Source organism: Tigheibacillus halophilus (assembly GCF_042683165.1).
GTDB lineage: Bacteria > Bacillota > Bacilli > Bacillales > Amphibacillaceae > Tigheibacillus > Tigheibacillus halophilus.
This window is the reverse complement of the sequence record NZ_JBHUIZ010000003.1, coordinates 868,433-893,742: the sequence shown is the minus strand read 5'-3', so window position 1 is coordinate 893,742 and position 25,310 is coordinate 868,433. Positions and strand designations below refer to the sequence as shown.

30 protein-coding genes are annotated in these 25,310 nt (G+C 41.2%); 1 reads left to right on the top strand and 29 read right to left on the bottom strand.

Annotated features, from left to right (window positions below):
* Positions 1-11 precede the first annotated feature (11 nt).
* From panD to ACFSMW_RS05000, 9 genes are all read right to left on the bottom strand, one after another.
* Entirely contained in the window at positions 12-407 is a 396-nt protein-coding gene (gene panD / locus ACFSMW_RS05040) for an aspartate 1-decarboxylase (RefSeq protein ID WP_390353561.1), read from the bottom strand.
* A gap of 21 nt (positions 408-428) precedes the next feature.
* Positions 429-1,271 (bottom strand): pantoate--beta-alanine ligase, encoded by an 843-nt coding sequence (gene panC / locus ACFSMW_RS05035; protein WP_390353934.1) that lies wholly within the window; start codon positions 1,269-1,271, stop codon positions 429-431.
* 6 nt (positions 1,272-1,277) lie between these two features.
* Positions 1,278-2,108: a 3-methyl-2-oxobutanoate hydroxymethyltransferase gene (panB, locus tag ACFSMW_RS05030; protein WP_390353559.1), complete on the bottom strand. Its 831-nt coding sequence runs from the start codon at positions 2,106-2,108 to the stop codon at positions 1,278-1,280.
* Positions 2,109-2,111: 3 nt separating this feature from the next.
* Positions 2,112-3,101 (bottom strand): biotin--[acetyl-CoA-carboxylase] ligase, encoded by a 990-nt coding sequence (locus tag ACFSMW_RS05025; protein WP_390353557.1) that lies wholly within the window; start codon positions 3,099-3,101, stop codon positions 2,112-2,114.
* Positions 3,077-4,279: a CCA tRNA nucleotidyltransferase gene (locus ACFSMW_RS05020; protein WP_390353555.1), complete on the bottom strand. Its 1,203-nt coding sequence runs from the start codon at positions 4,277-4,279 to the stop codon at positions 3,077-3,079. Before ACFSMW_RS05020 ends, ACFSMW_RS05025 begins: the two co-directional genes overlap by 25 nt.
* A 20-nt stretch (positions 4,280-4,299) precedes the next feature.
* Positions 4,300-5,424: an N-acetyl-alpha-D-glucosaminyl L-malate synthase BshA gene (gene bshA / locus ACFSMW_RS05015; protein WP_390353554.1), complete on the bottom strand. Its 1,125-nt coding sequence runs from the start codon at positions 5,422-5,424 to the stop codon at positions 4,300-4,302.
* Entirely contained in the window at positions 5,421-5,840 is a 420-nt protein-coding gene (gene mgsA, locus ACFSMW_RS05010) for a methylglyoxal synthase (protein WP_390353552.1), read from the bottom strand. The genes bshA and mgsA overlap by 4 nt, the downstream gene beginning before the upstream one ends.
* Positions 5,841-5,865: 25 nt before the next feature.
* Positions 5,866-6,669, bottom strand: a complete 804-nt coding sequence (dapB, locus tag ACFSMW_RS05005; RefSeq protein WP_390353550.1) for a 4-hydroxy-tetrahydrodipicolinate reductase — start codon at positions 6,667-6,669, stop codon at positions 5,866-5,868.
* A gap of 132 nt (positions 6,670-6,801) precedes the next feature.
* Positions 6,802-7,131, bottom strand: coding sequence for a nucleotide pyrophosphohydrolase (locus ACFSMW_RS05000; RefSeq protein WP_390353548.1), 330 nt, complete (start codon positions 7,129-7,131; stop codon positions 6,802-6,804).
* Positions 7,132-7,380: 249 nt separating this feature from the next.
* Between ACFSMW_RS05000 and ACFSMW_RS04995 the strand changes: the two genes are divergently transcribed.
* On the top strand, positions 7,381-8,259 hold the full coding sequence (locus tag ACFSMW_RS04995) for a YitT family protein (RefSeq protein WP_390353546.1): 879 nt from the start codon (positions 7,381-7,383) through the stop codon (positions 8,257-8,259).
* A 44-nt stretch (positions 8,260-8,303) separates the two neighbouring features.
* Here ACFSMW_RS04995 and ACFSMW_RS04990 read toward each other — a convergent pair whose 3' ends face one another.
* From ACFSMW_RS04990 to ACFSMW_RS04895, 20 genes are all read right to left on the bottom strand, one after another.
* A complete protein-coding gene (locus ACFSMW_RS04990) occupies positions 8,304-8,996 on the bottom strand; it encodes a zinc metallopeptidase (RefSeq protein ID WP_390353544.1) in 693 nt (230 codons plus the stop codon).
* Between the two features lie 60 nt (positions 8,997-9,056).
* Entirely contained in the window at positions 9,057-9,299 is a 243-nt protein-coding gene (locus ACFSMW_RS04985; RefSeq protein ID WP_390353542.1) for a sporulation protein YpjB, read from the bottom strand.
* 63 nt (positions 9,300-9,362) lie between these two features.
* Entirely contained in the window at positions 9,363-9,938 is a 576-nt protein-coding gene (lhaT, locus tag ACFSMW_RS04980; protein ID WP_390353540.1) for a lipoprotein heptaprenylglyceryl N-acetyltransferase LhaT, read from the bottom strand.
* A 251-nt stretch (positions 9,939-10,189) separates the two neighbouring features.
* Positions 10,190-10,966, bottom strand: a complete 777-nt coding sequence (locus ACFSMW_RS04975) for a menaquinol-cytochrome c reductase cytochrome b/c subunit (protein WP_390353538.1) — start codon at positions 10,964-10,966, stop codon at positions 10,190-10,192.
* 15 nt (positions 10,967-10,981) lie between these two features.
* Complete coding sequence (qcrB, locus tag ACFSMW_RS04970; protein ID WP_390353536.1) at positions 10,982-11,656, bottom strand: menaquinol-cytochrome c reductase cytochrome b subunit; 675 nt, start codon at positions 11,654-11,656, stop codon at positions 10,982-10,984.
* A 6-nt stretch (positions 11,657-11,662) separates the two neighbouring features.
* A complete protein-coding gene (locus ACFSMW_RS04965) occupies positions 11,663-12,175 on the bottom strand; it encodes a QcrA and Rieske domain-containing protein (protein WP_390353534.1) in 513 nt (170 codons plus the stop codon).
* A 161-nt stretch (positions 12,176-12,336) separates the two neighbouring features.
* Positions 12,337-12,795, bottom strand: a complete 459-nt coding sequence (locus tag ACFSMW_RS04960) for a DUF2487 family protein (RefSeq protein WP_390353532.1) — start codon at positions 12,793-12,795, stop codon at positions 12,337-12,339.
* A gap of 101 nt (positions 12,796-12,896) precedes the next feature.
* Entirely contained in the window at positions 12,897-13,454 is a 558-nt protein-coding gene (locus ACFSMW_RS04955; RefSeq protein WP_390353530.1) for a ReoY family proteolytic degradation factor, read from the bottom strand.
* A 53-nt stretch (positions 13,455-13,507) separates the two neighbouring features.
* Positions 13,508-14,758: a tetratricopeptide repeat protein gene (locus tag ACFSMW_RS04950; protein WP_390353528.1), complete on the bottom strand. Its 1,251-nt coding sequence runs from the start codon at positions 14,756-14,758 to the stop codon at positions 13,508-13,510.
* A 125-nt stretch (positions 14,759-14,883) separates the two neighbouring features.
* Complete coding sequence (gene aroA, locus ACFSMW_RS04945; RefSeq protein ID WP_390353526.1) at positions 14,884-16,185, bottom strand: 3-phosphoshikimate 1-carboxyvinyltransferase; 1,302 nt, start codon at positions 16,183-16,185, stop codon at positions 14,884-14,886.
* Positions 16,186-16,230: 45 nt separating this feature from the next.
* Positions 16,231-17,334 carry a prephenate dehydrogenase gene (locus ACFSMW_RS04940; RefSeq protein WP_390353524.1) on the bottom strand — a complete coding sequence of 368 codons (1,104 nt, stop codon included), beginning with the start codon at positions 17,332-17,334 and terminating at the stop codon, positions 16,231-16,233.
* 7 nt (positions 17,335-17,341) lie between these two features.
* Complete coding sequence (gene hisC, locus ACFSMW_RS04935; protein WP_390353522.1) at positions 17,342-18,436, bottom strand: histidinol-phosphate transaminase; 1,095 nt, start codon at positions 18,434-18,436, stop codon at positions 17,342-17,344.
* Positions 18,437-18,444: 8 nt separating this feature from the next.
* Positions 18,445-18,819 carry a chorismate mutase gene (aroH, locus tag ACFSMW_RS04930; RefSeq protein WP_390353520.1) on the bottom strand — a complete coding sequence of 125 codons (375 nt, stop codon included), beginning with the start codon at positions 18,817-18,819 and terminating at the stop codon, positions 18,445-18,447.
* Complete coding sequence (aroB, locus tag ACFSMW_RS04925; RefSeq protein WP_390353518.1) at positions 18,816-19,889, bottom strand: 3-dehydroquinate synthase; 1,074 nt, start codon at positions 19,887-19,889, stop codon at positions 18,816-18,818. Before aroB ends, aroH begins: the two co-directional genes overlap by 4 nt.
* Positions 19,890-21,056 (bottom strand): chorismate synthase, encoded by a 1,167-nt coding sequence (gene aroC, locus ACFSMW_RS04920; RefSeq protein ID WP_390353516.1) that lies wholly within the window; start codon positions 21,054-21,056, stop codon positions 19,890-19,892.
* Positions 21,057-21,346: 290 nt separating this feature from the next.
* Positions 21,347-22,123, bottom strand: coding sequence for a CheR family methyltransferase (locus ACFSMW_RS04915; RefSeq protein ID WP_390353514.1), 777 nt, complete (start codon positions 22,121-22,123; stop codon positions 21,347-21,349).
* Between the two features lie 99 nt (positions 22,124-22,222).
* Positions 22,223-22,669, bottom strand: a complete 447-nt coding sequence (gene ndk, locus ACFSMW_RS04910) for a nucleoside-diphosphate kinase (RefSeq protein ID WP_390353512.1) — start codon at positions 22,667-22,669, stop codon at positions 22,223-22,225.
* A 77-nt stretch (positions 22,670-22,746) separates the two neighbouring features.
* On the bottom strand, positions 22,747-23,718 hold the full coding sequence (gene hepT, locus ACFSMW_RS04905) for a heptaprenyl diphosphate synthase component II (RefSeq protein WP_390353510.1): 972 nt from the start codon (positions 23,716-23,718) through the stop codon (positions 22,747-22,749).
* Between the two features lie 31 nt (positions 23,719-23,749).
* Positions 23,750-24,457, bottom strand: a complete 708-nt coding sequence (locus tag ACFSMW_RS04900) for a demethylmenaquinone methyltransferase (protein ID WP_390353508.1) — start codon at positions 24,455-24,457, stop codon at positions 23,750-23,752.
* A gap of 26 nt (positions 24,458-24,483) precedes the next feature.
* On the bottom strand, positions 24,484-25,215 hold the full coding sequence (locus ACFSMW_RS04895; RefSeq protein ID WP_390353506.1) for a heptaprenyl diphosphate synthase component 1: 732 nt from the start codon (positions 25,213-25,215) through the stop codon (positions 24,484-24,486).
* Positions 25,216-25,310: the final 95 nt, after the last annotated feature.

The window sequence follows — 25,310 nt, the reverse complement described above, 5'->3', positions numbered from 1 at the left end:
GTCTCGAGCAATTAAACCAGCTCATGCAATTCAGTTAATGGCGCTTCCTTTTCCATCAGTTTAATGATTTTATTGGTGCTATCCATGATTGCTACCCGTGGTTTAAACGCAGGCAGTTCTTCCTGGCTCAGCATCGCATAGGCTATGATAATAACATTATCTCCAGGCTGAACCAGCCTTGCAGCAGCCCCATTCAAACAAATCACACCTGATCCGCCTTCTCCTGCAATGACATATGTTTCGAGACGTGCACCGTTATTATTGTTGACGATTTGAACTTTCTCATGAGGCAAAATATCGACCTTTTTTAAAATTTCTTCATCAATCGTAATACTTCCTACATAATTCAAATTAGCTTCTGTTACAGTAGCTCGATGTATTTTCGCTTTCATCATTGTCCTAAACATAGGATTCCGTTATCCCCTTTATCAATCAGTATCAAAAATCAGGTTGTCAATCAGACGCGCCTTTGAAAACTGGACAGCAACCGCCAGAATCCACTTACGATCCGCCGGAGTTACCGGACGCAAATCAGGATACGAGAGAAGTTCTGTATAATCGATTTCCCCTGTCGTTTGCTCAGCAATGTAGCTGCTGACCTCTTTTTTAATGATAGCAGGATTTGTTTCGCCGTCAAGCACCATTTTTCTTCCCAGTTGCAATGCTTGATACAAACTTGGCGCTTCAGATTTCTCCTTTTCTGATAAGCGAACATTACGGCTGCTTTTTGCCAATCCGGAAGGTTCCCGGACAGTTGGAACTCCGACCAACTCGATTGGGAAATTCAAATCTTCTATCAAAGCAGCAACCACCGCGGTCTGTTGCGCATCCTTCATGCCAAAATATACTTTTTGGGGCTGAATGATATGGAATAATTTACTTAGAACAGTGACAACGCCGGCAAAATGTCCAGGGCGAGACTTTCCGCAAAGAACATTCGTACGTTCAAGGATATCCATCGAAATGATCGGGCTTCTAGGATACATTTCCTCTATTGAAGGCATGAAAATAATATCTGCTCCATTTTCTGAAGCGAGCTCGATATCCCGTTGTTCATCCCTTGGATAACTCTCAAAGTCTTCATTCGGCCCAAATTGCATCGGATTGACAAATACACTGACGACCGTTATGTCATTTTCCTTGTGTGCTTGCCGCATAAGCTCCAAATGACCTTCATGGAAAAAGCCCATTGTCGGAACAAAACCAATCTGTTCTGCGGCATGTATTTTGATTGCTTGCTTCATTTTTTTGATCGTACGAATAATTTGCATCATGAATTACCCCATTTTTGGTAATGATTCTTTATCTTTGGTCAAAAAAGAATGGTCAGCGTCAGGGAATGTATTGTTTTTTACTTCCTTAATATAGGATGCTAGAGCGTCCACAGCAGTAGTGTTGAAGTCTCCATAGCCTTTAGCGAATTTAGGCAGTCTGTCAACACCGTATTGTAAAAGGTCATGATATACTAAAACTTGTCCATCGCAGTGTTTTCCGGCTCCGATTCCGATCGTCGGAATAGAAAGCGCTCGACTGATGATTTTAGCCAACTCATCCGGAACACATTCTAAAACTACTGCGGCTGCCCCATTCTCTTCTAATAGCCTGGCTTCCTTTAACAGCCTTTCACCAGCTTGTTGATCTTTCCCCTGTACTTTGAATCCCCCCAAAACATTGAACGATTGCGGAGTCAAACCGATATGTCCAATTACAGGCACTCCTGCCACTTCAAGGTTGGAAATTAATTCCAGTGTTTCAGGTGATGCACCTTCTAGTTTCAATGCCTGACAACCAGTTTCTTGAAATAAACGACGCGCGTTCTCCAAAGATGATGAAAGAGAGACGTGATAAGACATGAAAGGCATGTCTACAATCAAATAGGTATTTGGTGCGCCCCTCCTCGCTGCTTTTGCGTGATGCAACATGTCATCTACTGTAACACGGACGGTGGAATCGTAACCAAGCACGACCATCCCAAGTGAATCGCCAACCAAAATCATGTCCATTCCTGCTTTTTCTGCAGTTTTCGCACTTGGATAATCATAAGCTGTAACCATTGTCAGTTTATTGTTCTTTTCTTTCATTTTAAGCAGATCAAATTTACCAAGCATGCATTACTCCTCCTTTTTAAACCACTCGATTTCTCCCGCATACAGTTTTTCTTTTTCCCCTTGATCATTTTTAACTAGTAAAGCACCGTCTTCGGCGATGCCAAGAAAAGCTGTTTTTCGTTCGTTGTTCATCGTCCTTACAATGATATCTTTCCCGATTTTGAAGCCGAAGCCTTCCCATAAAGCCTTCACAAATGCAAATCCGGCTTGCATGTATTGGTCATACATTTTTTCAAAACGTTTCAATATTTCTTGGATCATTTTATGCAAATCTAGAGAAGTGCCGGTTTCCATTTTTAATGAAGAAGCCTTTTGAGCAATTTCTTCCGGGAAATCTTTCTTTTCCTGATTGACATTAATGCCGATGCCGACAACAACATATTGGATGCGATCTTGTTCTGCCTGCATTTCGGTAAGGATGCCTGCTACCTTTTTTTCATTGATCAAAATATCATTTGGCCATTTGATAAATGGTCTCACGTTCAGTTCTTTTTCAAAAGTAGCCGCAAGTACTGTACCGCACAGCAAAGTCAATTGTGGAGAGGTTTGCAATGGTATTTGCGGCCGCAGCAGAATACTCATCCAAATTCCTTTATTCGCAGCGGAGAACCACTGTCTTTGCATTCTTCCCTTTCCGCTTGTCTGTTCATCAGCAATGATGACAGTACCGTGAGGAGCTCCATCTATCGCAGCCTGGTGGGCAACATCTTGAGTTGACGAAGTTATTTGTCTATGTATGATTGATTTGCCAATCCATTTGGTATCCAGACCCCATTGCAACGTGTTTTCGCTGATTTTTTGCGGAAAAGTTAGTATACGGTAGCCTTTATTTGAAACGCCTTCAATCCTGTAGCCATCTTTTTCAAGCTGCTTCATATGTTTCCAGACAGCACTTCGAGACACTTGTAATTGTTCCGACAGCTCTTGCCCTGATATATATTCATGCTGGTTTTTCGCCAGCAATTCAATTAGTTTGTTTCTTGTTGATTGCATTTGGCCCATTCCTTTAGCGATGATTTATCATTCCTTATTTTTCCTGACACAACTTCTTTTTCCAATTTTTCCAGTAATTGGTGAATCCATCGTCCCTTTTTCCTTTCTGGAAATAAAGCAGTCAGGTCATTACCATCAATGTCCAAATCTTTTCGGCTATGGATAGTAAGCCTTTCGTACAGTTGTTGAAAGCATGATGCATCAAGTGGCTTGTTTTGGAATAACAATCTGATAAGTTTCATTAGCTTTTCGTGTACGTCAAAATCTATCTGGTAAACAAACCATCTGTCAACACCGTGATGCTGATAATATTTTAAACTGTTTACCAGCTTCTCGGCCCGGTGTTTAATTTGATTGGAACATTTCCACGCTTTCACCCAATTGGAAATAGATATATCAGGTTTCAGGAAGTGAAACATTGCAATGACTTCATCAAATGAGCCTAACGGTTCCATATGTTCAGGAAGCATGTCAAGCAATGTAGGATGCTGGCTGAAAATGGGTAAAAATTTATAGATACCAGTCTCTTTCAAATTAACCAAACCATTTTTTACTGAAGAACCAGCAAAAAATTTTGTCATCTCATTTGTTATTCGTTCAGTTGCCACTTTGTCTATTTGTGACCGGCAGGCACGGATTGCTTTCATTGTGTCTGATTCGATGGAGAAACCAAGTTGGCTTGAAAAACGTAGAGCACGAACGATCCGCAGTGCATCTTCTGCAAAACGGTCATAGCCATTTCCAACCGTCCTTATCTTTTGCCTCTGCAGATCCTTTTTTCCACCAAACAAATCAATGATATTTCCAGTTCTGTCCATCGCAAGCGCATTGATGGTAAAGTCTCTTCGGGCGAGATCAAGATCTATCTCATCGATGAAGGATACAGCATCCGGATGGCGGCTGTCTGTGTAGCTCCCTTCGACACGGAATGTTGTCACTTCGTAAGATTCGTTATCATATCTCACAATGACCGTTCCGTGTTTGATGCCGACTGGGATAACTTTTTCAAACAAAGCCAGTACTTGTTCCGGTTTCGCAGACGTTGCGATGTCTATATCACCTATAGTGCGTTCGAGCAGTACATCGCGTACACACCCACCCACGAAATACGCTCGATGTCCGTCACTTTCTAGACGCTCCATAATAGGAACGGCATGGGAGAAATTTACAGGGAGCATGTTATCACCACACTAACATTTCAATTTAAGAGCAAATCATCGTACAACCTTTCATATTGGCGCACTATTTCATTGGAATGAAATAACTGGTCTGCTCTGGCAGATGCAGCAAGGGAGAATGATTCCAGCTGCTGAGGGTTTCTTAGCAAGCGTAAAGCGAAATCGGCAGCTTGCTTGGTGTCACCTACGTCAACAATGCAACCCGTTTTTCCATCTTCGACAACTTCTGGTATGCCGCCCGCATTAGTAGCAATACAGGGCACTTCACAAGCCATCGCTTCCAGCAGTACAAGCCCGAAGCTTTCCTTTTCCGACATGAGGAGCATTAGATCTGATATTGACAACAATTCGCTGACGTTTTTTTGTTTTCCTAAAAACAATACCTTATCCTCCAGGCCCAACTGTTGTACAAGCTTGGTCATTTCCGTGTATTCAGGACCATCCCCAACAAGCAGCAGTTTTACCGGAAGCTGTTCTTGTATTATATCGAATGTCTTGATAACATCATCAATGCGTTTCACTTTCCGGAAATTGGAGATGTGAATAATGACCTGCTCATGTTCTTTAATATGGAACTTTTGCTTTAAAGCATCATTTTCACGTTTTTGGTATTCTTTCTCATTTACGAAGTTATATATAACAGATATATCTTTTTCGGTCTGCAGCATATCTTGCGTCTGATTGACGAGACTCTTTGAAACGGCCGTGACCGCATCAGAAGCCTCAATACCATATTTGATCATTTTTGCAAAAGTTTTCTCTATACCGAGCACTGTAATATCTGTACCGTGTAGCGTAGTGACGATTTTCACATCATGCTGGGCGATATTTCTTGCGAGAATGGCACAAATGGCGTGTGGCATGGCATAATGCACATGCAGGATATCAAGTTTTTCCCTGTCGATCACTTCAGCCATCTTACTCGCCAACGCCAGATCATACGGCGGGTATTGGAAAACTGGATAATGACTCAGCTCGACTTCATGATAAAAAATGGATGGATGAATCCGATCCAGCCTGAAAGGCAGACTGGATGAAATAAAATGGATCTCATGGCCTGCTTCCGCTAAAAGCATACCAAGCTCTGTGGCTATCACTCCTGACCCACCGACAGTTGGATAACAAGTAATTCCTATTTTTTTCATTGTTTACTATCCTTTTGCTGCTGTTTGACGATATTTCTCCATGAGAAATCCCCACGCTCCATGCCTCTGATCACAATTTCGGCTGCTGCCAGATTGGTTGCCAACGGAATATAATGAACATCACATAACCGCATTAAAGCACTGACATCCGGCTCATGAGGCTGAGCTGTCAAAGGATCGCGAAAAAAAATCACAACATCCATGTCATTATTTGCGATCATAGCTCCGATTTGCTGGTCCCCTCCCAAAGGGCCAGATTGGAAACGATGTACTGACAAACCGCATGCTTCCGCAATTTGTTTTCCAGTTGTGCCTGTTGCAAAAAGCTGATGTTTTTTCAAAATATGGGTGTAGGCGGTAGCGAATTTTAATATTTCCGGCTTCTTTTTATCATGAGCAATTAAAGCGATATTCAAATAGCCCACTCCCTTTCGTCCTTTTTTACTGCTGGATCATGATTTTTTCCAAACCATAAACGAGCTCATCCATATTTTTCACATGTTCAATGGCCAGTTTAATTCCTGACATAAATGATTTGCGTTCGAGTGAATCGTGTGTGATGGTCAGCATCTGTCCTGGTCCGCCAAAGATGACTTCCTGATGTGCAACCAGTCCTGGCAGCCGCACACTATGGATATGGATGCCATCATCTTCAGCTCCTCTGGCACCAGACATATTTTCTTTTTCTTCAGGGTGTCCCTGTTTCTTGGATTTTCGGGTTTCTTTGATCATATCAGCTGTTTTCACCGCTGTCCCGGAAGGTGCATCAACTTTTTGATCATGATGTTTTTCAATGATTTCGACGTCGGGCAAATATGCTGCAGCCATTTTTGCAAATTGCATCATCAATACGGCTCCAATAGCAAAGTTTGGAGCAATAATACAGCCGGTTTTCGTTTCTTTGGCTACCTCGGAAAGTCTGTCAATTTGTTCATTTGTAAACCCGGAAGTGCCGACAACTGGGCGTATTCCATGATTTAAAGCAATTTCTGTATGCTCATATCCGACACCCGGGACTGTCAAATCGATTAAAATATCTGCCTGCTTCTCTTGGAAACACCTTTCCGGATCTGTATAGATAGGGACATCTATATCGGGCAGCCCTTCTATATCAGCGATAGATTTCCCCGCATATTTATGGTCCAGACAAGCTACCAAACTGAATTCTTTTTCTTCTAAAACCATGTTGATTGCCTCGGAGCCCATTTTACCTCTTGGACCGGCGATAATTATTGATGTTGTCATGATTGACCTCCATTTTACATGTTGTTCTGCGTTGTTAATATGTTTCACACGAATATAAATTGAATGGTTTGAAAGGACAAATAGACCTTTTATGCTTAAGTATCAGAAGAATTGCCTCTTTCTCAGATTCATTTATTTCTTTGTCCAGCGGTTTTTATCGCGTGTTTCAATTTTATTCATGGAAATAGAAAAAGCCTCAGAGAGATCGATTCCAAGTGAATTAGCGAAGCACGTAAGAACAAAAATAACATCTCCAAGTTCCTCTTCCATCGACTTTGGCTTCTCAGATGCTTTCTTCGGTTTTTCCCCATAGTAGTGGTTGACTTCTCGAGCCAGTTCACCAACTTCTTCTGTCAATCGTGCCATTAGTGCTAATGGTGAAAAATAACCTTCTTTAAATTGAGAAATGTACGCATCCACTCTTTCTTGGACTTGCGTGGTGGTTAAAGTGTTTGTATCCATTTTATCGCACCCCTGCTTGAGTATATATCTTCTTTCATGTTAGCTTAAAACGAGTATATTTGACAAGTTATTCACACTTGCGAAGAGGGATAATCAAAAAAAGATAGCAATCTCCAAAATTTGGCAGGTTCCGTTGTGAAATTGGTTCAATTTCATTATAATGAAAAAAGTGTATGTAAACGTGATGCTATTATACATACTATAAACCTTGCTATTAGGGAATCATTTTTAAAGAAAGGAGACATTCTGATGATATTTGGTTTAAAACTTAAAAATATTTTTTTCATCTTGATCGGATCTGCCATTTTTTCTTTTGGTATTGTTCACTTCAATATGCAAAACAACCTTAGTGAAGGTGGCTTTACCGGAATAACTCTTCTGTTATTTTTCGCCTTCAAATGGGATCCTGCCGTAACGAATATCATTTTAAATATTCCCGTATTTTTCATAGGGTGGAAATATCTTGGAAGAAACACATTCTTTTACACGATTATTGGAACTATTGCGGTTTCTGTCTTTCTGCGGATTTTTCAAGTTTATCCATTTGTTGTTATCCATTTGGAGCATGACATGGTACTTGTAGCGTTGTTTGCTGGTGTGTTCATCGGCACGGGGCTCGGAATCATATTCCGGTATGGCGGCACGACAGGTGGTGTAGATATCATCGCCAGAATCGTAAATAAGTATGTCGGCTGGAGTATGGGTAAAACAATGTTTTTATTCGATTTTGTTGTTATCACCACCTCAGTCCTGACAATTCTCGATTTGGTAGAAGGAATGTATACGTTAGTCGCAGTTTTCGTAGGTGCAAGGGTGATTGATTTTATTCAGGAAGGCGCTTATACTGCGAGAGGTGCAACTATCATTTCCGCAAAAAGTGAAGAAATCGCATACAAGATTATGAAGGATATGGATCGTGGGGTGACTGTTCTCAATGGCCGGGGGAGCTTCACCGGGGAAAAGCGGGATGTTCTTTACTGTGTAGTTGGCAGGAATGAGATTGTCCGTCTAAAAAATATCATTCATTCTATTGATCCGATCGCTTTTGTTGCGGTCGATACTGTCCATGATGTTATCGGGGAAGGTTTCACACTGGATGAAAATAAAAATCCGCTGCGTGAAGAATAAAAGAAGGTGTCTTTGCAATGATACTGCAAGACACCTTCTTCACTTCAGTCATTATTGCTGCTTGCAACAATCATCAAGACAAATCTTAACAATTCAGCTACAGCTACCAATGCAGCCGCAACATAGGTCAATGCAGCGGCATTCAAAACCTTCTTCGTTTCCCTTTCCTCATTATTCCTGATAATACCCGTTGAAACCAACTGCGTCATTGCACGATTGGAAGCATCGAATTCAACAGGGAGCGTCACAAGCTGAAACAATACTGCTGCCGACATGAATATGACACCGACTACTGCCAGCTGCATCATGCCTAAAATGAATCCAGCGATAATCAGAAAAAACGAGATATTGGAACCGAAATTTGCAACGGGGACCAATGCGCTTCGAAAGCGCATGAATGCGTAATCTTCGGCATCCTGTATAGCATGTCCCACTTCGTGAGCGGCAACAGCCGATGATGCCATCGACTGGCCATGAAAGTTCGAACTGGAAAGAACAACAACTTTTTTTCTCGGGTCATAGTGATCCGATAGGAAACCTCTTGTTTCCGTTACATCGATATGAAATAATCCATTATCATCCAATATCTTCCTGGCTACTTCTGCACCGGACATCAGCGAAGAAGTTGCTTTCTTGGAATACTTCTGATAAGTCTTTTTAACTTTCGACTGCGCCCATAAAGGTATGAGCATCAACAATAAGATATAAATCAGATATCCACCAAATCCAGCAAACATCATTCTCTCCTCCATACATTAATTGAATCCTTAAGGTCAATTATAGTCAAATTTTCATGATTAATCAACTGAATGATCTTCATTTTTCTTTTTTTTTGCTTCTGCTTCATATTTTCTCCAACTTACATAAGTTAATGTAAGGGCTATACAACCTCCGACAATGCAAATGATCCAGTAAAAAACGGACATTTGTGTCCCTTTGCTTCCCGCCTCAGCTGCTGCGTACACCTTAGTATGGATAAACAGCGTCAATATCCCTATGATCATTGCTGCAGGTACTGATCTTGTAGAGAACTTCTTCATAGGAATCCCCTCACAGACTTTTTAATCTAATCTATGTGAGGAAACATTTAAATATACATAGCTTCATGACAGCTGATTTTTCTTTTGGGTCATCCAATAAGCTACCAGGATGGAGAGTATGCTCAGCCAAAAAGTGAAATAGCCGATCTCGTTCATATAATTATAGAGCGAGGCATAGATAGGCATCATTTGATAAACGTAATCAATGATATCGTTGTGAAGTACCCAAATACCAGCAACAACAAGATGACGTAATTTTATCTTATAAAAAGGCGCATAGAGCAGTCCTTCCAAAGCCATCGCGCCATGAGAGAAAATCAGCATATATCCCTGCCAGCTCAATCCTCCGTCGACATACCATGTCAGTATATTCATCACCACTGCCCATATACCATATTTGAACAAGGACATGATTGCCAGCGCTTCAATATATGGCGTATTCTTGCCAAAAATAAAAAAGAATAAAAAGATGGTAAAAAAGAGGCTTGCAGTTGGACTGTCAGGTACAAAAGGCAAAAATTTGGCAGGTGTGATGGCCAGTTGTGGTTCGTACCATATATAACCGTAAATGGTACCAAGCAAGTTCACAATGAATAATAAAATAAGAAATTGTTTGTTCAGTAAATAAATCCGCAGCATATGTTTATCCTTTCTTGAGTAGAGATACGTATGATAAAGCTTGCAGCATCAATTGTAAACATAAAATATGATATGTCCCTTATTCGTTAACCCGATTTCGTTTTATGTAGGTGCTTAGAGAGATGATTTGATTCGGAATTGGTTCCCATTCGTTGCAGCCAACCAGCAACGATTTGTATGAGGTTGACATTTGCCAAAAAACACCTTTGCCTGAACGAGGGGCAAAGGTGTTTCCATAAAAAAACGTTACTTTACTTAGCATCTTTGTTTGCGGACACAATAAAATCTGTCAGCTGCTTCAATTCCTTGTCGGAACCTTTAAACACACCCGGAGGCATGTTTCCAGTACCATTTTTGGCAATATCTGCGATCTCGTCGGCAGTTTTATCGATACCAATCAATGACGGAGCAGCAGCACCACCCGATAAATCTTCACCGTGACAAGACATACAATTATCTTTGAATACGGCATATCCCGGGTCATCAGTGTCAATTTCCACGTCTTGTTTCGGAATTGGTTTATTGGCTTCAGCTCGTGCCTTCCAGTCAACATGGGCTGCAGACTCATAAGTCAGCCAGCAAGTTGCCGCCAATGCAAGAATCATCATACCTACTGCAACCGGACGTTGATGCGGCCTTCTGCCTGGACCCTTATCAAGAAATGGTGCCAGAAGCAGAGATCCGAATGCCAATCCCGGAATGACAATAATCCCTAGAATAACGTATGGTCCGCTTGCAAATTCATATTTGAGTAGTTCGTATAAGAATAAGAAATACCAGTCTGGTAATGGAATATAACCAGCTGCCGTCGGGTCAGCCATCCCTTCCAATGGAGATGGATGCGCCAATGTCAATGTCATAAATCCCACAAGGAACACGGAACCAGCAAGCCATTCTTTCAACAGGAAGTTTGGCCAAAAGGCCTCTGTCCTGCCTGGATATTCCGAGTAGTCTTTTGGAATTCTGTTTTTCTGTCCATCGACGATTCTTGAGTCGCCGACAAACTTCATTCCTTTTCCTCTTTTCACGGCTTACCCTCCTTTTTATAGTGGTCCGGAAATACCTTGTCTGCGAATCAGAATAAAGTGAACTGCCAATAAGGCAAATAGCGCACCAGGCAAGAAAAATACGTGGATTGCAAAAAATCTGGTCAATGTTTGTGCACCAACGATATTTGCATCTCCAGCCAAAAGAATCTTGAGCCAGTCGCCAATCAACGGAACTTGTCCTGCGATGTTCAAGCCAACTTCAGTGGCGAAATATGCTTTATTATCCCACGGTAGCAAGTAACCGGTGAAGCCTAAACCAAGCATGATGAAGAATAGCAATACGCCGACTATCCAGTTAAGTTCACGCGGTTTCTTGTAAGCACCTTGGAAAAATACCCGCAGTGTATGTAATAGTAACATGACAATAACCACACTAGCTCCCCAGTGGTGCATACCTCGCACAATCTGGCCATGGGCTACTTGTGTTTGTAAATAATAAACGGATTTCCAAGCGTTTTCGATGTCAGGTACATAATACATTGTCAAAAACATCCCGGATAAAATTTGGATGACTACCACAAAGAAAGTCAATCCGCCAAAACAGTATACAAATGCGGAAAAATGATGCGCCGGATTAACGTGTTCTGGCACTTCATGGTCAGCGATATCCCGCCAAATAGGCGTAATATCAATGCGTTCATCGATCCAATCATACATCTTTTGAAACATGATTCATTACGCCTCCTTTCTTGGTTGTGGATTGCCAAGATATAGCATGCCATCTTTTACTTTTTGTTCATATGGATGCAGTGGTGCTAATGGCGGTGTACCCGGGATGTTCGTTCCATCCTTGGTGTATCTACCACCATGACATGGACAATAGAATTCATTTGGGTATTGATCATTCCCTTCCCATGACACAGTACACCCAAGATGCGTACAAATTGGGGAAAGTGCTACGATATCGCCCTTGTCATTTTTGTAAACCCATGCTGTTTGACTCACTTTGGATTCATACCATGCATCAACTTGATCAATCTTCCAGTCAACTCGTGTCGGTTCGTTTTTAATATCCTCGACTGCCAGGCCTACATTCGCCAAATCACCAGACTTAGACGGCTGCAATACTGGATCGATAGCCATACGCAACGGAGATATCAGCAGACCGGCGGCCATGAAGCCCCCAACACCAGTCAGTGTGTAATTGAGAAATTGTCGACGGGTCACTTGTTGTTTTTCATCACTCATGATTTTCCCCCCTCTTTACTATAATCACGGACATAAATTGACTAACTTCACATTACTAGGACATTACCATGATAGCGCAAACTACCTGCTTGGTCAATATATAACACTATAAAAGAAATCGACTGAGCAGTATCCTGGCACACCATTAAAACGAATGGTAATTACCAGTACGATTGTATCAATTCACTTATTTGCATCACTTGGTCATGAATGTATTGTCTTATTTCTTTCGAGTGAATGTCCCCCGACTGTATTCCAGGTAACCATAGTAAATTACCATTCAATTCCCGTTCCTGTTTTTTCCAGGAAGCGTCAAAAGTAAGCAGGAATGTATGCTGGAATGGTTGTTTCGCACTGTCTTGAATCCAAGTATTGATCCGGTCCGTTTCACTTTCTCTGTTAGCGGATTTTAGATAATGATAGGCAGGGACCTGCATCGTCCTTCCTGACAATTCACGGGTGATTTCACTGGCAAAAATCTGCAATACTTCATCTTGATACGCCAGCTTGGACAATTCCTGGTCATTACTCAATTGAAAAGGTATCAAAGCCATAACGACTGTATCAATATACTCTTTTGCCTGCAGGTATTGATCTGTATCATTTTTATTCCATTGCAAAGATTAATACACTCCTTTATTTATTGTGTGCGAGTTGATTGCTTTTTAATCCCAATCCCAATATTATCTTATTTTGCCAAAAAAAAGCAACCCAAGACAAATTACGTCTGGGACTGCATAGCTTCCAATTTGGAAAGTTCTTGAGACAGCCTGAGGAATTCAGAACTGTTTCTTTCATCAAGCGCTTTGTCAATCAGTTCTTTTATGCGTTTCATTTTATATTCATAAAGCACAAAGCGAAGAATGTCATTCGCGACTTGTTCATCCTGCGGAGTAATAGTATGCTCCTTTGGAATGAAAGGGTTCTCTTCCAAAACAGAAACATACATGGCGTTCTGACGATCATTTTTAAAATGCACTTCAATGAACAAATCCTCTTCTCTGTTGAGGCGTATATCATGGAAAGACTTTTCCGCATCCGTTGTAACGATATGATTTTTATAGAATCGAAATGGTACCTCCTTGGAACATTCAGATGAAATAATGATGCTTCTGGGACAAAGCTTGGCTTCACGAACAAAATGAATATGTTCTAAAATATCGTCATGATTGATTAGATAGTTGAGGATCCATACACTTTCTCTTTTTTTCAACTGATATTGATTGAGAAACCATTGAATGAAGATTTTTTTTTCGTTTACAGAAATAGGAGTTTGCATACATTCTTCCCCCCGATGCTATCTGGTGAGTGACCTGTTCTTTTGCCTCTTGTTTATGACTGCTGTTGAAGACGGTGTACGAATTCTTCCGTTTCTATGTCAGTTGGTACGATTTCAAGATAATTTCGCAATACGTCGCACGCTTCTGCGTTCCTCCCTTCTTCGCTGAGAAAATAACCATATTCTTTCAAGAACTCACTGTCATCTTTAAGGTTAATATATGCACGTTGGTAATATTTTAATGCATCTTCATAGGATTCAATTTGGTTAAAAGCCGTGGCCGCTTCCCAGTCATAGGCCGCATCTTCTGCACCGGTTCTCTGAATTTCCTGAACCAGTTCTATGATCCCATGTGAATCATTTTTATCTTTCAAGGAAGCTATCAAAAACAATATCGCTTCTTTGTAATCGGGATCCAGGGCAATCGATTTGCGAACAAGATCTTCGCTTTCCTGTCCCTTCCCAAGTTTCTTTGCCAATATTGCCGCATAATAATATAGTTCTTTATTAAATTCATCCATATCGAGACCTTTTTGTGCTGTTTTATACGCTTTATCTAATAGCTCTTCTTCTTCATACGCTTTGGCAAGAGGATAATAAGCCGTATGGTAATACGGATCGAGGTGAATCACCTTTTCCCATGTGTATATGGCAATATCCGACCGTTCCGCCTGCTGAGCGGTAATACCATATTTGAATAGCGCATCAGGAGTTTTAAGATCGGATTCTTTGTAAAACTGAAGCGCCTCTTCGTATTTTCCCGCAGAAGCATAAGATTCTGCCAAACGCTCGGTTATCGATACTTCGGCAAATTCTATCTGGCCGAGACGCTCATAATATACAATGGCATGTTGGTATTCGCCTATGGAATAATACAATTCACCCAAAGCGAAATCAATCACTTTTTCATCAGGTTGTATCCTTTTGGCAGTTAACAGTTTCTGTTCGGCAACTTCAAAAATCCCTTGGGACTGGTATAAATCAGCTAACTGGACCAATGCTTGTACATAACTTTCATCATCCGCATCAATCATGCTCAATTGCTGGATTGCTTCTTCATCCTGCTCCAGCTCGGTATAAATCTGGGCAAGCATGATTCGCAACTCGGTTTCCTCCGGATATATTTCAAGCAATTGGTGCAATATCTCACTGGATTCCGTTAAATAACCCCATTGCAGATATAACTGAGCAATGGTATATTTTTCTTCTTCATCCGCGAGCGGCAAAAAGTTTTCAAGTTTTTCCAATGCCTTTTCCACCTGGTTATTTTCCACTAAACGAACTGCCTGCATGATTGTGTCCATATTTTTACGCTCCTTTGATTCCTCTTCATCCATAGTATAATTTCTACTCTAAGAAGTAAAATAAAGAATCTGCATGATAACAGATTCTTTATTTTAAACTTTTCAGCCCGAAACCGGCAATTATTCTATTCTGATAGCTGAATTCCAAGTAACTTATCTAAATGTGAGAAAAATTCAGGATAAGAAATGGCGACACAGGACAAATCATCAATCTGTACTTCATCGGAAGCAATAATGGATGCAATGGCTGTCATCATTGCGATGCGATGGTCATGATAAGACTTCGTACTGCCGCCTTGCAAAGTTGTTTTGCCGCGTATGATCAAGCCGTCATCAGTAGGTCTAATGTCCGCGCCCAACTCGGATAATGTCTCGTAGACAGCTTTTATTCGATCTGTTTCTTTCACTTTTAATTCTTCAGCATCGTAAATGGTCGTTACGCCTTCTGCCTGTGTGGCCAGCAAAGCGATAACAGGCAATTCGTCAATTAACTTCGGTATCAGACTCCCGCCGATGTCGACGGCCTTTAGCTCATGATACGAAATTTCTATATCACCAATCATTTCTCCCCCGGAGGCATGCACGTTACTGATTTTCAAATCTGCTCCCATTTCCTGTAAAACTTGCAACAATCCTGTACGTGTTTCATTTAATCCTACGTTTATCAGCTCAATATGGCTCCCAGGGGTGATTGCGGCTGCAACCAGAAAAAACGCAGCTGAGGAAATGTCCCCCGGTACTTCTATATCTTTTCCCCTAAGGGTATGACCCGATGTCATAGTGATACATTTTTCATCTTGAACCTCGATTGGTACTCCCATAGCACGGAGCATATTTTCTGTATGGTTGCGGGTCGGGGCCATTTCCATGATTGTAGTGTCTCCATTTGCAAACAGCCCAGCCAATAGAAGCGCAGACTTCACTTGTGCACTCCTAACAGGCAGCTCGTACGTCATTGCTTGTAAATCCCTGCCCCTGATAGCCAACGGTAAGTATGAGGCTTGCTTTGCCCCGTCGATAGATGCTCCCATTTTTTTCAAAGGGTGAATAACACGATTCATCGGGCGTCTGGTTAACGATGAGTCTCCGTATACTGTAGTGAAGAAAGGCAGACCTGCCAGAATCCCAAGCATCAGTCTTGCTGTTGTTCCGGAATTCCCAAAATATAACGGTACTGCTGGTTCTGCCAATTGATGGACACCTTTTCCTTCAATGGTTACATTAGATCCACTCTGTTCAATTTTGACACCCATCGCGCGGAATATTTCAATTGTCCGCATACAGTCTTCGCCGCTGAGAAAATTTGTAATATGGGATTCTCCCTCTGCAAGACTGGCAAGCATGACGGAACGATGAGAAATTGATTTATCCCCTGGAATACGGATTTTACCAAGCAGTGGTGAATTATCGTAATATAATTTGTTCAAATCTATGCAACACCTTTCGTCTGCTTTATATATTCTTAACCAATTTTACGATGGAGTAAATGAAATTTCATATCCTTTTTTCTTTAGTATGGCACCGGCTGCCGCTTGCGCAGATTCACTGGTTACAGTGATACGCAACGCTCCAGTGATGCCTTCTCTTATTTCTAAAATCTGTATATTAGATATGCTAATTTGGTTCTCCGCTAGTATTTGTACAACTGCCGCCAAGGCGCCTGTCTGATCTCGTATATCTACGAACAAGTCATAAAAAGAAGGAACCGCACCCTGATGTTTTGACTGCAAGCCATCCCTGTAGGTTTTTGCCTGCTCCAAATATACTGTCATGGCATGCTTATCATTTTCCTTTAAAAGTTTGTACAAATACTCCATTTCTCTAATCCAGTTTTGCAGCAAAGGAGCCATTTTTGATTGATTGTGTTGAAATATATCCTGCCATAATGTCGGGTTGCTTGAGGCGATCCTTGTTATATCTCGAAATCCTCCGGCTGCCAGTACTGGAAGCCTGTCATGTGTCTCCTCCCAATTTCTTGCTTGGTGCACAAGAGCGGAAGCGATTAGATGAGGAAAATGCGAGACCACCGCTGTCATCTCGTCATGCTCAGTCGGCTGCAATACTAAAAACCGGCTATTGAGTGGTTGAAGCACCTGTTTCAGTTGCTGCAGTTTGTCATGATCCACATTGTATGTAGGAGATAATACATAAATCGCGTTTTCGAATAAATGGGCTTTAGCTGCATGAATACCTTTTTTATGAGAACCCGCCATCGGGTGCCCACCGATAAAAGTCAAACGCTTATTCGATAAATGCTGAGCCGCTTCCATGATTACGCCTTTTACAGAGGATACATCTGTGACAATGACATCATTTTCAAAATGGCATTGGTCCAATGTTTTCAGCAGGGAGATTGTCATGCTAATGGGAGCGGCTAAAATGATGATGTTTGCTTCTGTAGCCAAACGTTCAAACGACTGGTCAAAATCATCAATAATATGTTGTTCCTTTGCACTTTTGAGTGTTTCCTCATCAATATCATATCCGGTTATATGATTATCAGGCTGCGCAGCAAGGGCCTTGGCAATCGATCCGCCAATCAGGCCCAGCCCGGCAACCAATATATGATTTTTCACAAGACGTCTACCCTTTCACTTCCTGGTTGAATTGTTTCAGATATTTTTGCAGTTCATCCATGTCTTCCTGCTTACCAATCGTTATTCTTACTGTATTGGGGCAACCCAACGCTTCCCCTGACCGAACGATAAATCCCTTACGCAATAAATATTCAAACAGCTCATCTCCACTTGTCGGTGTGTGAACAAGCAGGAAATTAGTTTGTGATCGCTCGTATCTCCAGCCAAGCTGGTCAAGAAAATCCTGGAAGGAATCCCTGACACTTTGATTGCTCTTGATTGTAGCTTGAAGAAATGCATCATCCTTCAATGCTGCAAGAGCAGCCCTTTGCGCCAATGCAGAAGTATTGAAGGCGGCCCTGACCGCATTCAATTTGTTGCTGTTTTCCTTGCTGCAAACAGCGTAACCAATTCTTAGTCCAGCCAACCCATATGCTTTTGAAAAAGTGCGTAAAACAATTACATTCGAAAATGAACCCAGCTTTTGTTCTACATGAGGCTTATCTTCTTCGTCCATAAATTCATAGTATGCCTCGTCCAAAACGATTGTGATATTACTCGGTATGGTTGCAAGGAAGTCATACAGTGTTTGTTTCTCAATGGCACACCCTGTTGGATTATTAGGAGAACAAAGCCAAATGATTTCTGTATTTTCATCGATTACCTGTTCCATTTTCTTAAGATCGTGAGACCCGCCAGCAAGTGGTATCTCCTTAGGCTTTGCTCCTTCCACAAGAACATTTTGCCGATATTGACCAAAAGTCGGCGCAGCCATAATAGTGTTTGCACCTGGATATAAGTAAGTGCGGCAAATCAGACCGATCAAGTCATCAGAGCCACTCCCAAATACAAGTTGATTTTCATGGACTCCAATTTTTTCTGCGACAGCACTCCTTAATGCGCCAGCATAACCGTCAGGATACAATTCCATATCGTTGATTGAAGAAACGATCGCATCTTTTGCCAGCGATGAAAAACCATAGGGGTTCTCATTGGAGGCAAGTTTTACGATGTTGTCCAGATTATATTTTTGTTTTACTTCATTTATCTGCATTCCTTGTTTATACGGTTTTAAACTGTCGATAATTTTTTGTTTTTCCATGAAAAAGGTCATCTCTCTTTCTCTGCAATCAAATCAGGACGCAGTTCTTTCGCATCACGGTGAAAAATATGGTTCATTTCTGTCTGTGGCTTTTCAGTGTTTACCACCATCATGATTCGAATACATTTTTCTAGACTTCCGGGAACTTCCATTTCACGCATACACATTACAGGAACGTGGCCCCACCCCGGAAACTCCCTGGCTGCTTTAGCCGGGAATGCTGCAGTAATGTCATTGGTCGCCGAGATGAACATATGAGAAATATCTTCGGGCGATACATTATTTTTTATTGTCATTTCTCTGAGCAATTCCTTGGTATGAAAGATTATTTCCGTATAATTGTTCTTATTGACAGTTGTCGCACCTCTAATTCCACGTGTCATCTCTGACTCATCTCCCCCAAAAATTCTTTCAAATACGCCAAGAGTATATGATCCTCCAGTTCCCTCGTCACAGGACAGCCAATTTTTTTGAGCAGCACCATCTGTACATGACCAGAGATATTTTTTTTATCAGTTTTCATTCGGAGCAAGAGACTATCACAATCCATATTTTCGTGCAGAATTGGATAATCATTTTGTCTCATCCACCCCAATAACTCCTTGAATCGCAGATCGCATCCGTACAGTCGCTCACTCACCGTTGCTGCAAACAACATTCCATTCGCTACCGCTTCTCCGTGGGTCATTTTTCCATAACCAAGTTCGGCTTCCAGTGCATGTCCCAAAGTGTGCCCGAAATTTAAAAACTTCCGAGCGCCATTTTCCTTTTCATCTTGTTCCACAATTTTCGCTTTGATCCGCATTCCCTCCGTAAGGAAATCTGTGAGGAAACTATAATCAAGTTTGTGTAGCTTTGTAGAAAGCAGCTGATCATAAAACCCGTTATTCGCAATCATCGCCTCCTTCATCAGTTCGGCGAACCCAGAACGGATTTCCTTTTCGGGCAGGCTTTGCAATGTTGCAACATCGTAAATGACCATTGCTGGAGAATGGAAATTTCCAATCAGATTTTTTCCTGCTTCATGATTGATTGCCACTTTTCCCCCAACACTGCTATCATGTGCTAAAATAGTGGTCGGCAGTTGAACGAAGTCTATTCCCCGCATGAATGTGGAAGCGACAAAACCTGCCAAGTCCCCTACCATCCCGCCGCCTAAAGCGATAATAAGAGATTTGCGGTCAAGTCCTGCTTTAATTGCCTCCGTATGCAAGTTGTAAAATGTATGAATACTCTTGCTTGTCTCTCCAGAAGCTATGACTGTCGTATGGACATTCTTGCGGTTTATTCCGCTGATTACTTGATTGAGATATAAGCTAGCGACAGTTTGATCTGCTACGATGAATACAGACGTATAATGAGAAGGGATTAATTCATCCAAATGTTTTAACAGGGCTTTTCCGATATGAATCGGGTACTCATTCTTCGACGATTTCACTTGAATGGTCAACACTTAAAAACACCTGATTTCTTCCCGGTAACGCTCCAGTTCCTGTTGTAATTTCGGAAATTGATCACTGGTAAACGTTTCTGTCAAGGCATTGGCCAATTCAAATGCCACGACATGTTCCATCACGACTGCTGCAGCTGGAACTGCACATGAATCAGAACGTTCCACGCTGGCGGTGAAGGGTTCTTTTGTATCGATATCAACACTCTTTAATGGTTTGTAAAGGGTAGGTATCGGCTTCATGACCCCCTTAATGATGAGTGGCATGCCGTTGGTCATCCCACCTTCAAATCCTCCAAGACGATTGGATTTACGGTAGTACCCCTTTTTCTCTTCCCAAGCGATTTCATCGTGTACTTCACTGCCGTTCTTCCGAGCTGCTTCAAAACCGATTCCGATTTCGACGCCTTTGTATGCATTAATGCTCATGACGCTTCCTGCGAGGCGTCCATCCAGCTTACGGTCATATTGTACATAAGACCCGATTCCAGCAGGCATCCCGGTAACATATACTTCTGTGACCCCTCCGATGGAATCACCATCTTTTTTTGCTTTATCAATCGCATCCATCATTTGCTGTTCAATTTTTTTGTCTAAGACTCTGACGGGAGACTGCTCTGAAACTTCTTGCATTTCTTTAATCGGTAAGTTTATTGAATCATCAGCAATAATACCTGCGATTTCCCTCACATACCCGCAAACCTCTATTCCCAGCTGCTTAAGCATAATTTTGGCAACTGCACCTGCAGCAACCCGCGCTGCAGTTTCTCTCGCAGATGAGCGCTCCAGTACATTACGCATATCGCGGTGTCCGTATTTAAGAGCTCCGTTGAGATCAGCGTGACCCGGGCGAGGTTTGGTAACAATCCTTCTGATTTTCTTATCTTCTTCAGGAGCCTCTTCTCCCATGATGTCAGTCCAATGTTTAAAATCATCATTATGTATAACGAGTGAAATTGGCGAACCGAGTGTATAACCATGGCGCACACCACTCGTAATATCCACAAGATCTTTTTCTATTTGCATTCTTTTCCCGCGACCATGCCCTTTTTGCCTGCGCAACAGCGATTCATTGATATCATCAGGTGTGATAGGCATTCTGGCCGGCACACCCTCAATAATGGTTGTCAATTGCTTGCCATGGGATTCCCCTGCTGTAAGGTAACGCATTTTATCCCAACTCCTTCATCATGATTTTACCTAATATATCACATATTAAAATATTTTTGTTAATCTATCCACCTAAAACGTAGATTTTTTAAAAAAACTTGATTTGTCTCAAAGATTGGAATGCCTCAATTTAGTAGAATTTTCCAGACGCAGTAAATTTATAATCCTTTCTCGTCGATGAATAAGAAAGCTATACTGCACTAGGTTAGTGTTGTAACTACCTCGACACATCACGCTGTCATTCTGATAACCAATTAAAAAACTCTTATCTGCGACGATAAGAGAAAAAGTTATTTTGCTTTCCTATAAAAAAAAGTATCGGCTAAAGAAAAATGATGTTCGTCCGGGTGAAAAATCTGTTCTGTACTGCCTACAAACAATATCCCCCCCACTGTTAAAGCTTCACTAAATTTACGATAAATATTTTGTTTAGCTTCTTCGGTAAAATAGATTAAAACATTACGGCAGACAAGCAAATCTACATGTTTTGGATATGTATCTGCTAACAGGTTATGTTTATGGTATGTAATGTTCGATTTTAAAGCTGGGTCGATAGTGTAAATGCCATTTTCGAATGTGAAATATCGATGAATCAGCTCTTTCGGCATTTCTTTCAATGCTTGTTGTTTATATGTGCCAAGCTTAGCGATTTGCAGCACATTTTCATCCATATCCGTGGCATGAATAGTAAATGGTATATGGGGGAAAAAATGCTTCATCGTTATTGCCAGACTATATGGTTCCTCCCCCGTCGAACAAGCAGCACTCCAAATTGATAACTGTTTTCTTTCTGAAATTAGACGTGGTATGATACGTTCTCTTAAGATCTCCCATCGTTGCGGATTACGGAAAAATTCCGACACATTGATGGTGATTCGGTCAGTGAATTCAGCCAATAAACTATCATCCTCTTCCATACCTTTAAAAAAAGAGCTGAAGTCCATAAAACCCTGCTTATCCCGTAATGAAGTGAGTCTTCGTCTCATCTGTTTTTCTTTATATAATGAAAGGTCGATGTTCAATTTCTTTTTGATCAAGTATGTAAACGCAGCGTAGTCATCAATCATTATCTAATCATCTCTTTTCCAAAGACATTCTAACAAAATACAGCCACGTTTAGCTTGGGACCAAACGCGGCTGTATGGACGGTCTCTTGATGGAGAGAATCAGTAAATCCAGTCATTATCTTGTTTTGTATATGAAAGGATTTCGCTTTCACTGAAAAACAAGTTGATTTCTCTCTCGGCACTTTCTGGTGAATCGGAACCATGGATGATATTTTTCCCCACTGTTATACCATAGTCGCCACGGATAGTTCCAGGAGCGGCCTCTGCCGGATTTGTTTTACCCATCATTTCACGGGCTGTTTTTATCACATTTTCCCCTTCATAGACCATTGCAAAAACTGGACCAGACGTGATAAATTGGACCAACTCGCCAAAGAATGGACGTTCTTTATGTTCAGCGTAGTGTTGTTTTGCTAGTTCATCTGAAATTTGCATCAGCTTTGCCGCACAAAGTTTGAAGCCTTTTTTCTCGAAACGATGTACAATTTCTCCAATCAAATTGCGCTGTACACCGTCGGGCTTAACCATCAAAAATGTCTTTTCCATGTTTGCACCTCTCATTTGTCATGAATACTTACTCAACCGTTAAAATTCTATCAGATTTTCAAGAATATGACAATAACTTATGAACGCCGTTTGCCTATATAACGGGCAATAGTTTCCAAAGTCCTTTTCGATTGACTATCAGGAAGTGCAGATAGTGATTTGAGTCCTTTTTGAAGATAAAGGTTGCTGATACGAAACGATGCTTCAATTGCTCCCAATTTCTTGATGTCTGCAATCACCCCTGCAAATTCCTTCTCCGACGATGTTTGCCCATCTGAAAATACGCGCTGCAATTTCTTTTTGAATTGATTGTCCTGCATAGCGAACAGCACCGGCAAAGTTACATTCCCCTGTAATAAATCGTTTCCAGCAGGTTTGCCCAATTCTTTGGCATTTGAGGTGAAATCGAGTATATCGTCTATGATTTGGTAAGACATTCCGATATAATAACCATATTTATAAAGTCTATTGACTTCTGCCGTTGACAGGTTTGCTGCCAGTGCACCGAGTTTGCAGCTTGTAGCAATCAGTAAAGCGGTTTTTCTTTTAATACGTCGTAAATACGTTCGCAAATTTTGATTCCATATGTATTTATATCTCATCTGCTCAATCTCACCGATACAGACTTCTACCAAGGCGTTCGACAATGTTTGATGAATGTGCGGATTATCGATTTTGGTTATATTCTCCAAAGCCAGTGCCAGCATATAGTCACCAGTATACATAGCGACCCGGTTACCGTATTGTTTTTTGATCGTGGGCTTGCCCCTTCTGATAGCGGCATTATCAATCACATCATCGTGTACAAGCGTAGCCATGTGAATCAGTTCTAAAGAAACCGCTATGGTTTTAATCTGCTCTTTATCAGCTTGGTTGAATTGCCCCGATAGCAGCACGAATAGTGGCCGGATTCTCTTTCCGCCAGCCTTGAGTAAATGTTTCGAAGCACTATTCAGGATGTGATGATCCGCTTGTATGATTTCATCAAGTGTGGTTTCAATTTTTTCCAGATCTTTTTTTAAATAACTGTAAGTTTTAGCTAATTTCATGGTTTTCACCTTTTACCGATTATAGAAAAGTCTATATTGATTTATGTCCCATATGCATTGCAGCCACACCGCCGGTATAGCTCTTCACATCCACAAATGAAAAACCTGCATCGAAGAACATCTGGGTCAATTTGTTTTTGTCAGGGAAATTTTTCGCGGATTCGTGAAGCCATGCATATTCCTTATAGCTTTTCACGAAAAACTTACCAAATAAAGGCATGATATAACGAAAATAAAAGTAATAGCCCTGACGGTACACTGGAAGCGTCGGCTGTGATGTTTCCAAACAGACTGCAAGGCCGCCTGGCTTGACCACCCGGCACATTTCTTTTAGTACAGTCAAATAATCCGGCACATTTCGCAAACCAAATCCAATCGTCACATAGTCAAAGGTATTGTCTTCAAAAGGGAGTTTCATTGCATTGCCATGTATAAAGGTGAGATTGTCCAACTGAAGCTGCTGTTTTTTTTGTTCGGCTACTGACAGCATATTGTCACTGAAATCCAGTCCGCACACCTTTCCATTATCCCCTACAGCTTGTGCCAGTGAAATGGACCAGTCTCCTGTACCGCAACATACGTCCAAGGCGGCAGCTCCTTCTTGCACATGCATGCGTTCCATGACATCCTTGCGCCATGATTTGTGCATTTCAAAAGAGATAACAGAATTCATGGCATCATAATTATCATATATTTTTTCAAAAACATGATGTACACGTTCTTCCTTTGTTTGTTCCATAAAAGCATTCCCTTTCCAACTGGAGATTAGCGGTTATTCAATAATGTTCGTGCATGCATTTGTAAATCTTGGTATGGTGCCGGCAGCTGTTTTGCTGATTCAACAACTTCTTCAAAGCTCTTCCGGCGAATTGCCTTGGTATCCAGATGCAAATGTTTGTTGTTTTCTGCTATTTTTTCAAAAAGCGGCAAATACTGTTTCTGTTCCTCGGACAAAAAAAGGAAAAACAGCCACTCTTTCAAAAATCCCGCGATTCGTTCGGGCCCAATATAATCAGATAAATGCACATACAAAGTGCCGTTAATTTCTTTCAAGATCGTGATTAGCTCTTTCTCGCTGCTGAAGTCGTTATAATGGAGCTTCATTTTTGCTTCGTTTATTTTTCTGATCGCTGTAGATAAAACACTGATTAAACCAATTTCGCCTATTTCTGCGAGCAATTGATAATACAGCCCACTGTAATAATCTCCCGCAAGAACAGAAAGTTGCGTATATATTCTATCTTGATCGGCCTCTGCCTTATGGTCTTCAGGAACAAGATCATGCGTATCTAAAGCAAGCTGTACCAAAGAAGCAGTAACGATAATGCGTTTTTTTTTCATTTCCGGAAGAGGTACGTTTTGCATTATGCTGTATAATACATATAATTTTTCCGTGTTTATCCGGGGTTTGCCTATATAATACTCCATATATTTGTGATAGATTTCGTTTTCTGTTAGTGTTCTCAGTTCCTCAATCTCAGACATGATCTGATGCAAAACAATCACCCGAACCTTTCGACTATACCTTATGAGCACTCTAGACATTATATCATAATCTAAAGGAGTTGGATAATCAGGTGAATGTTCTTATG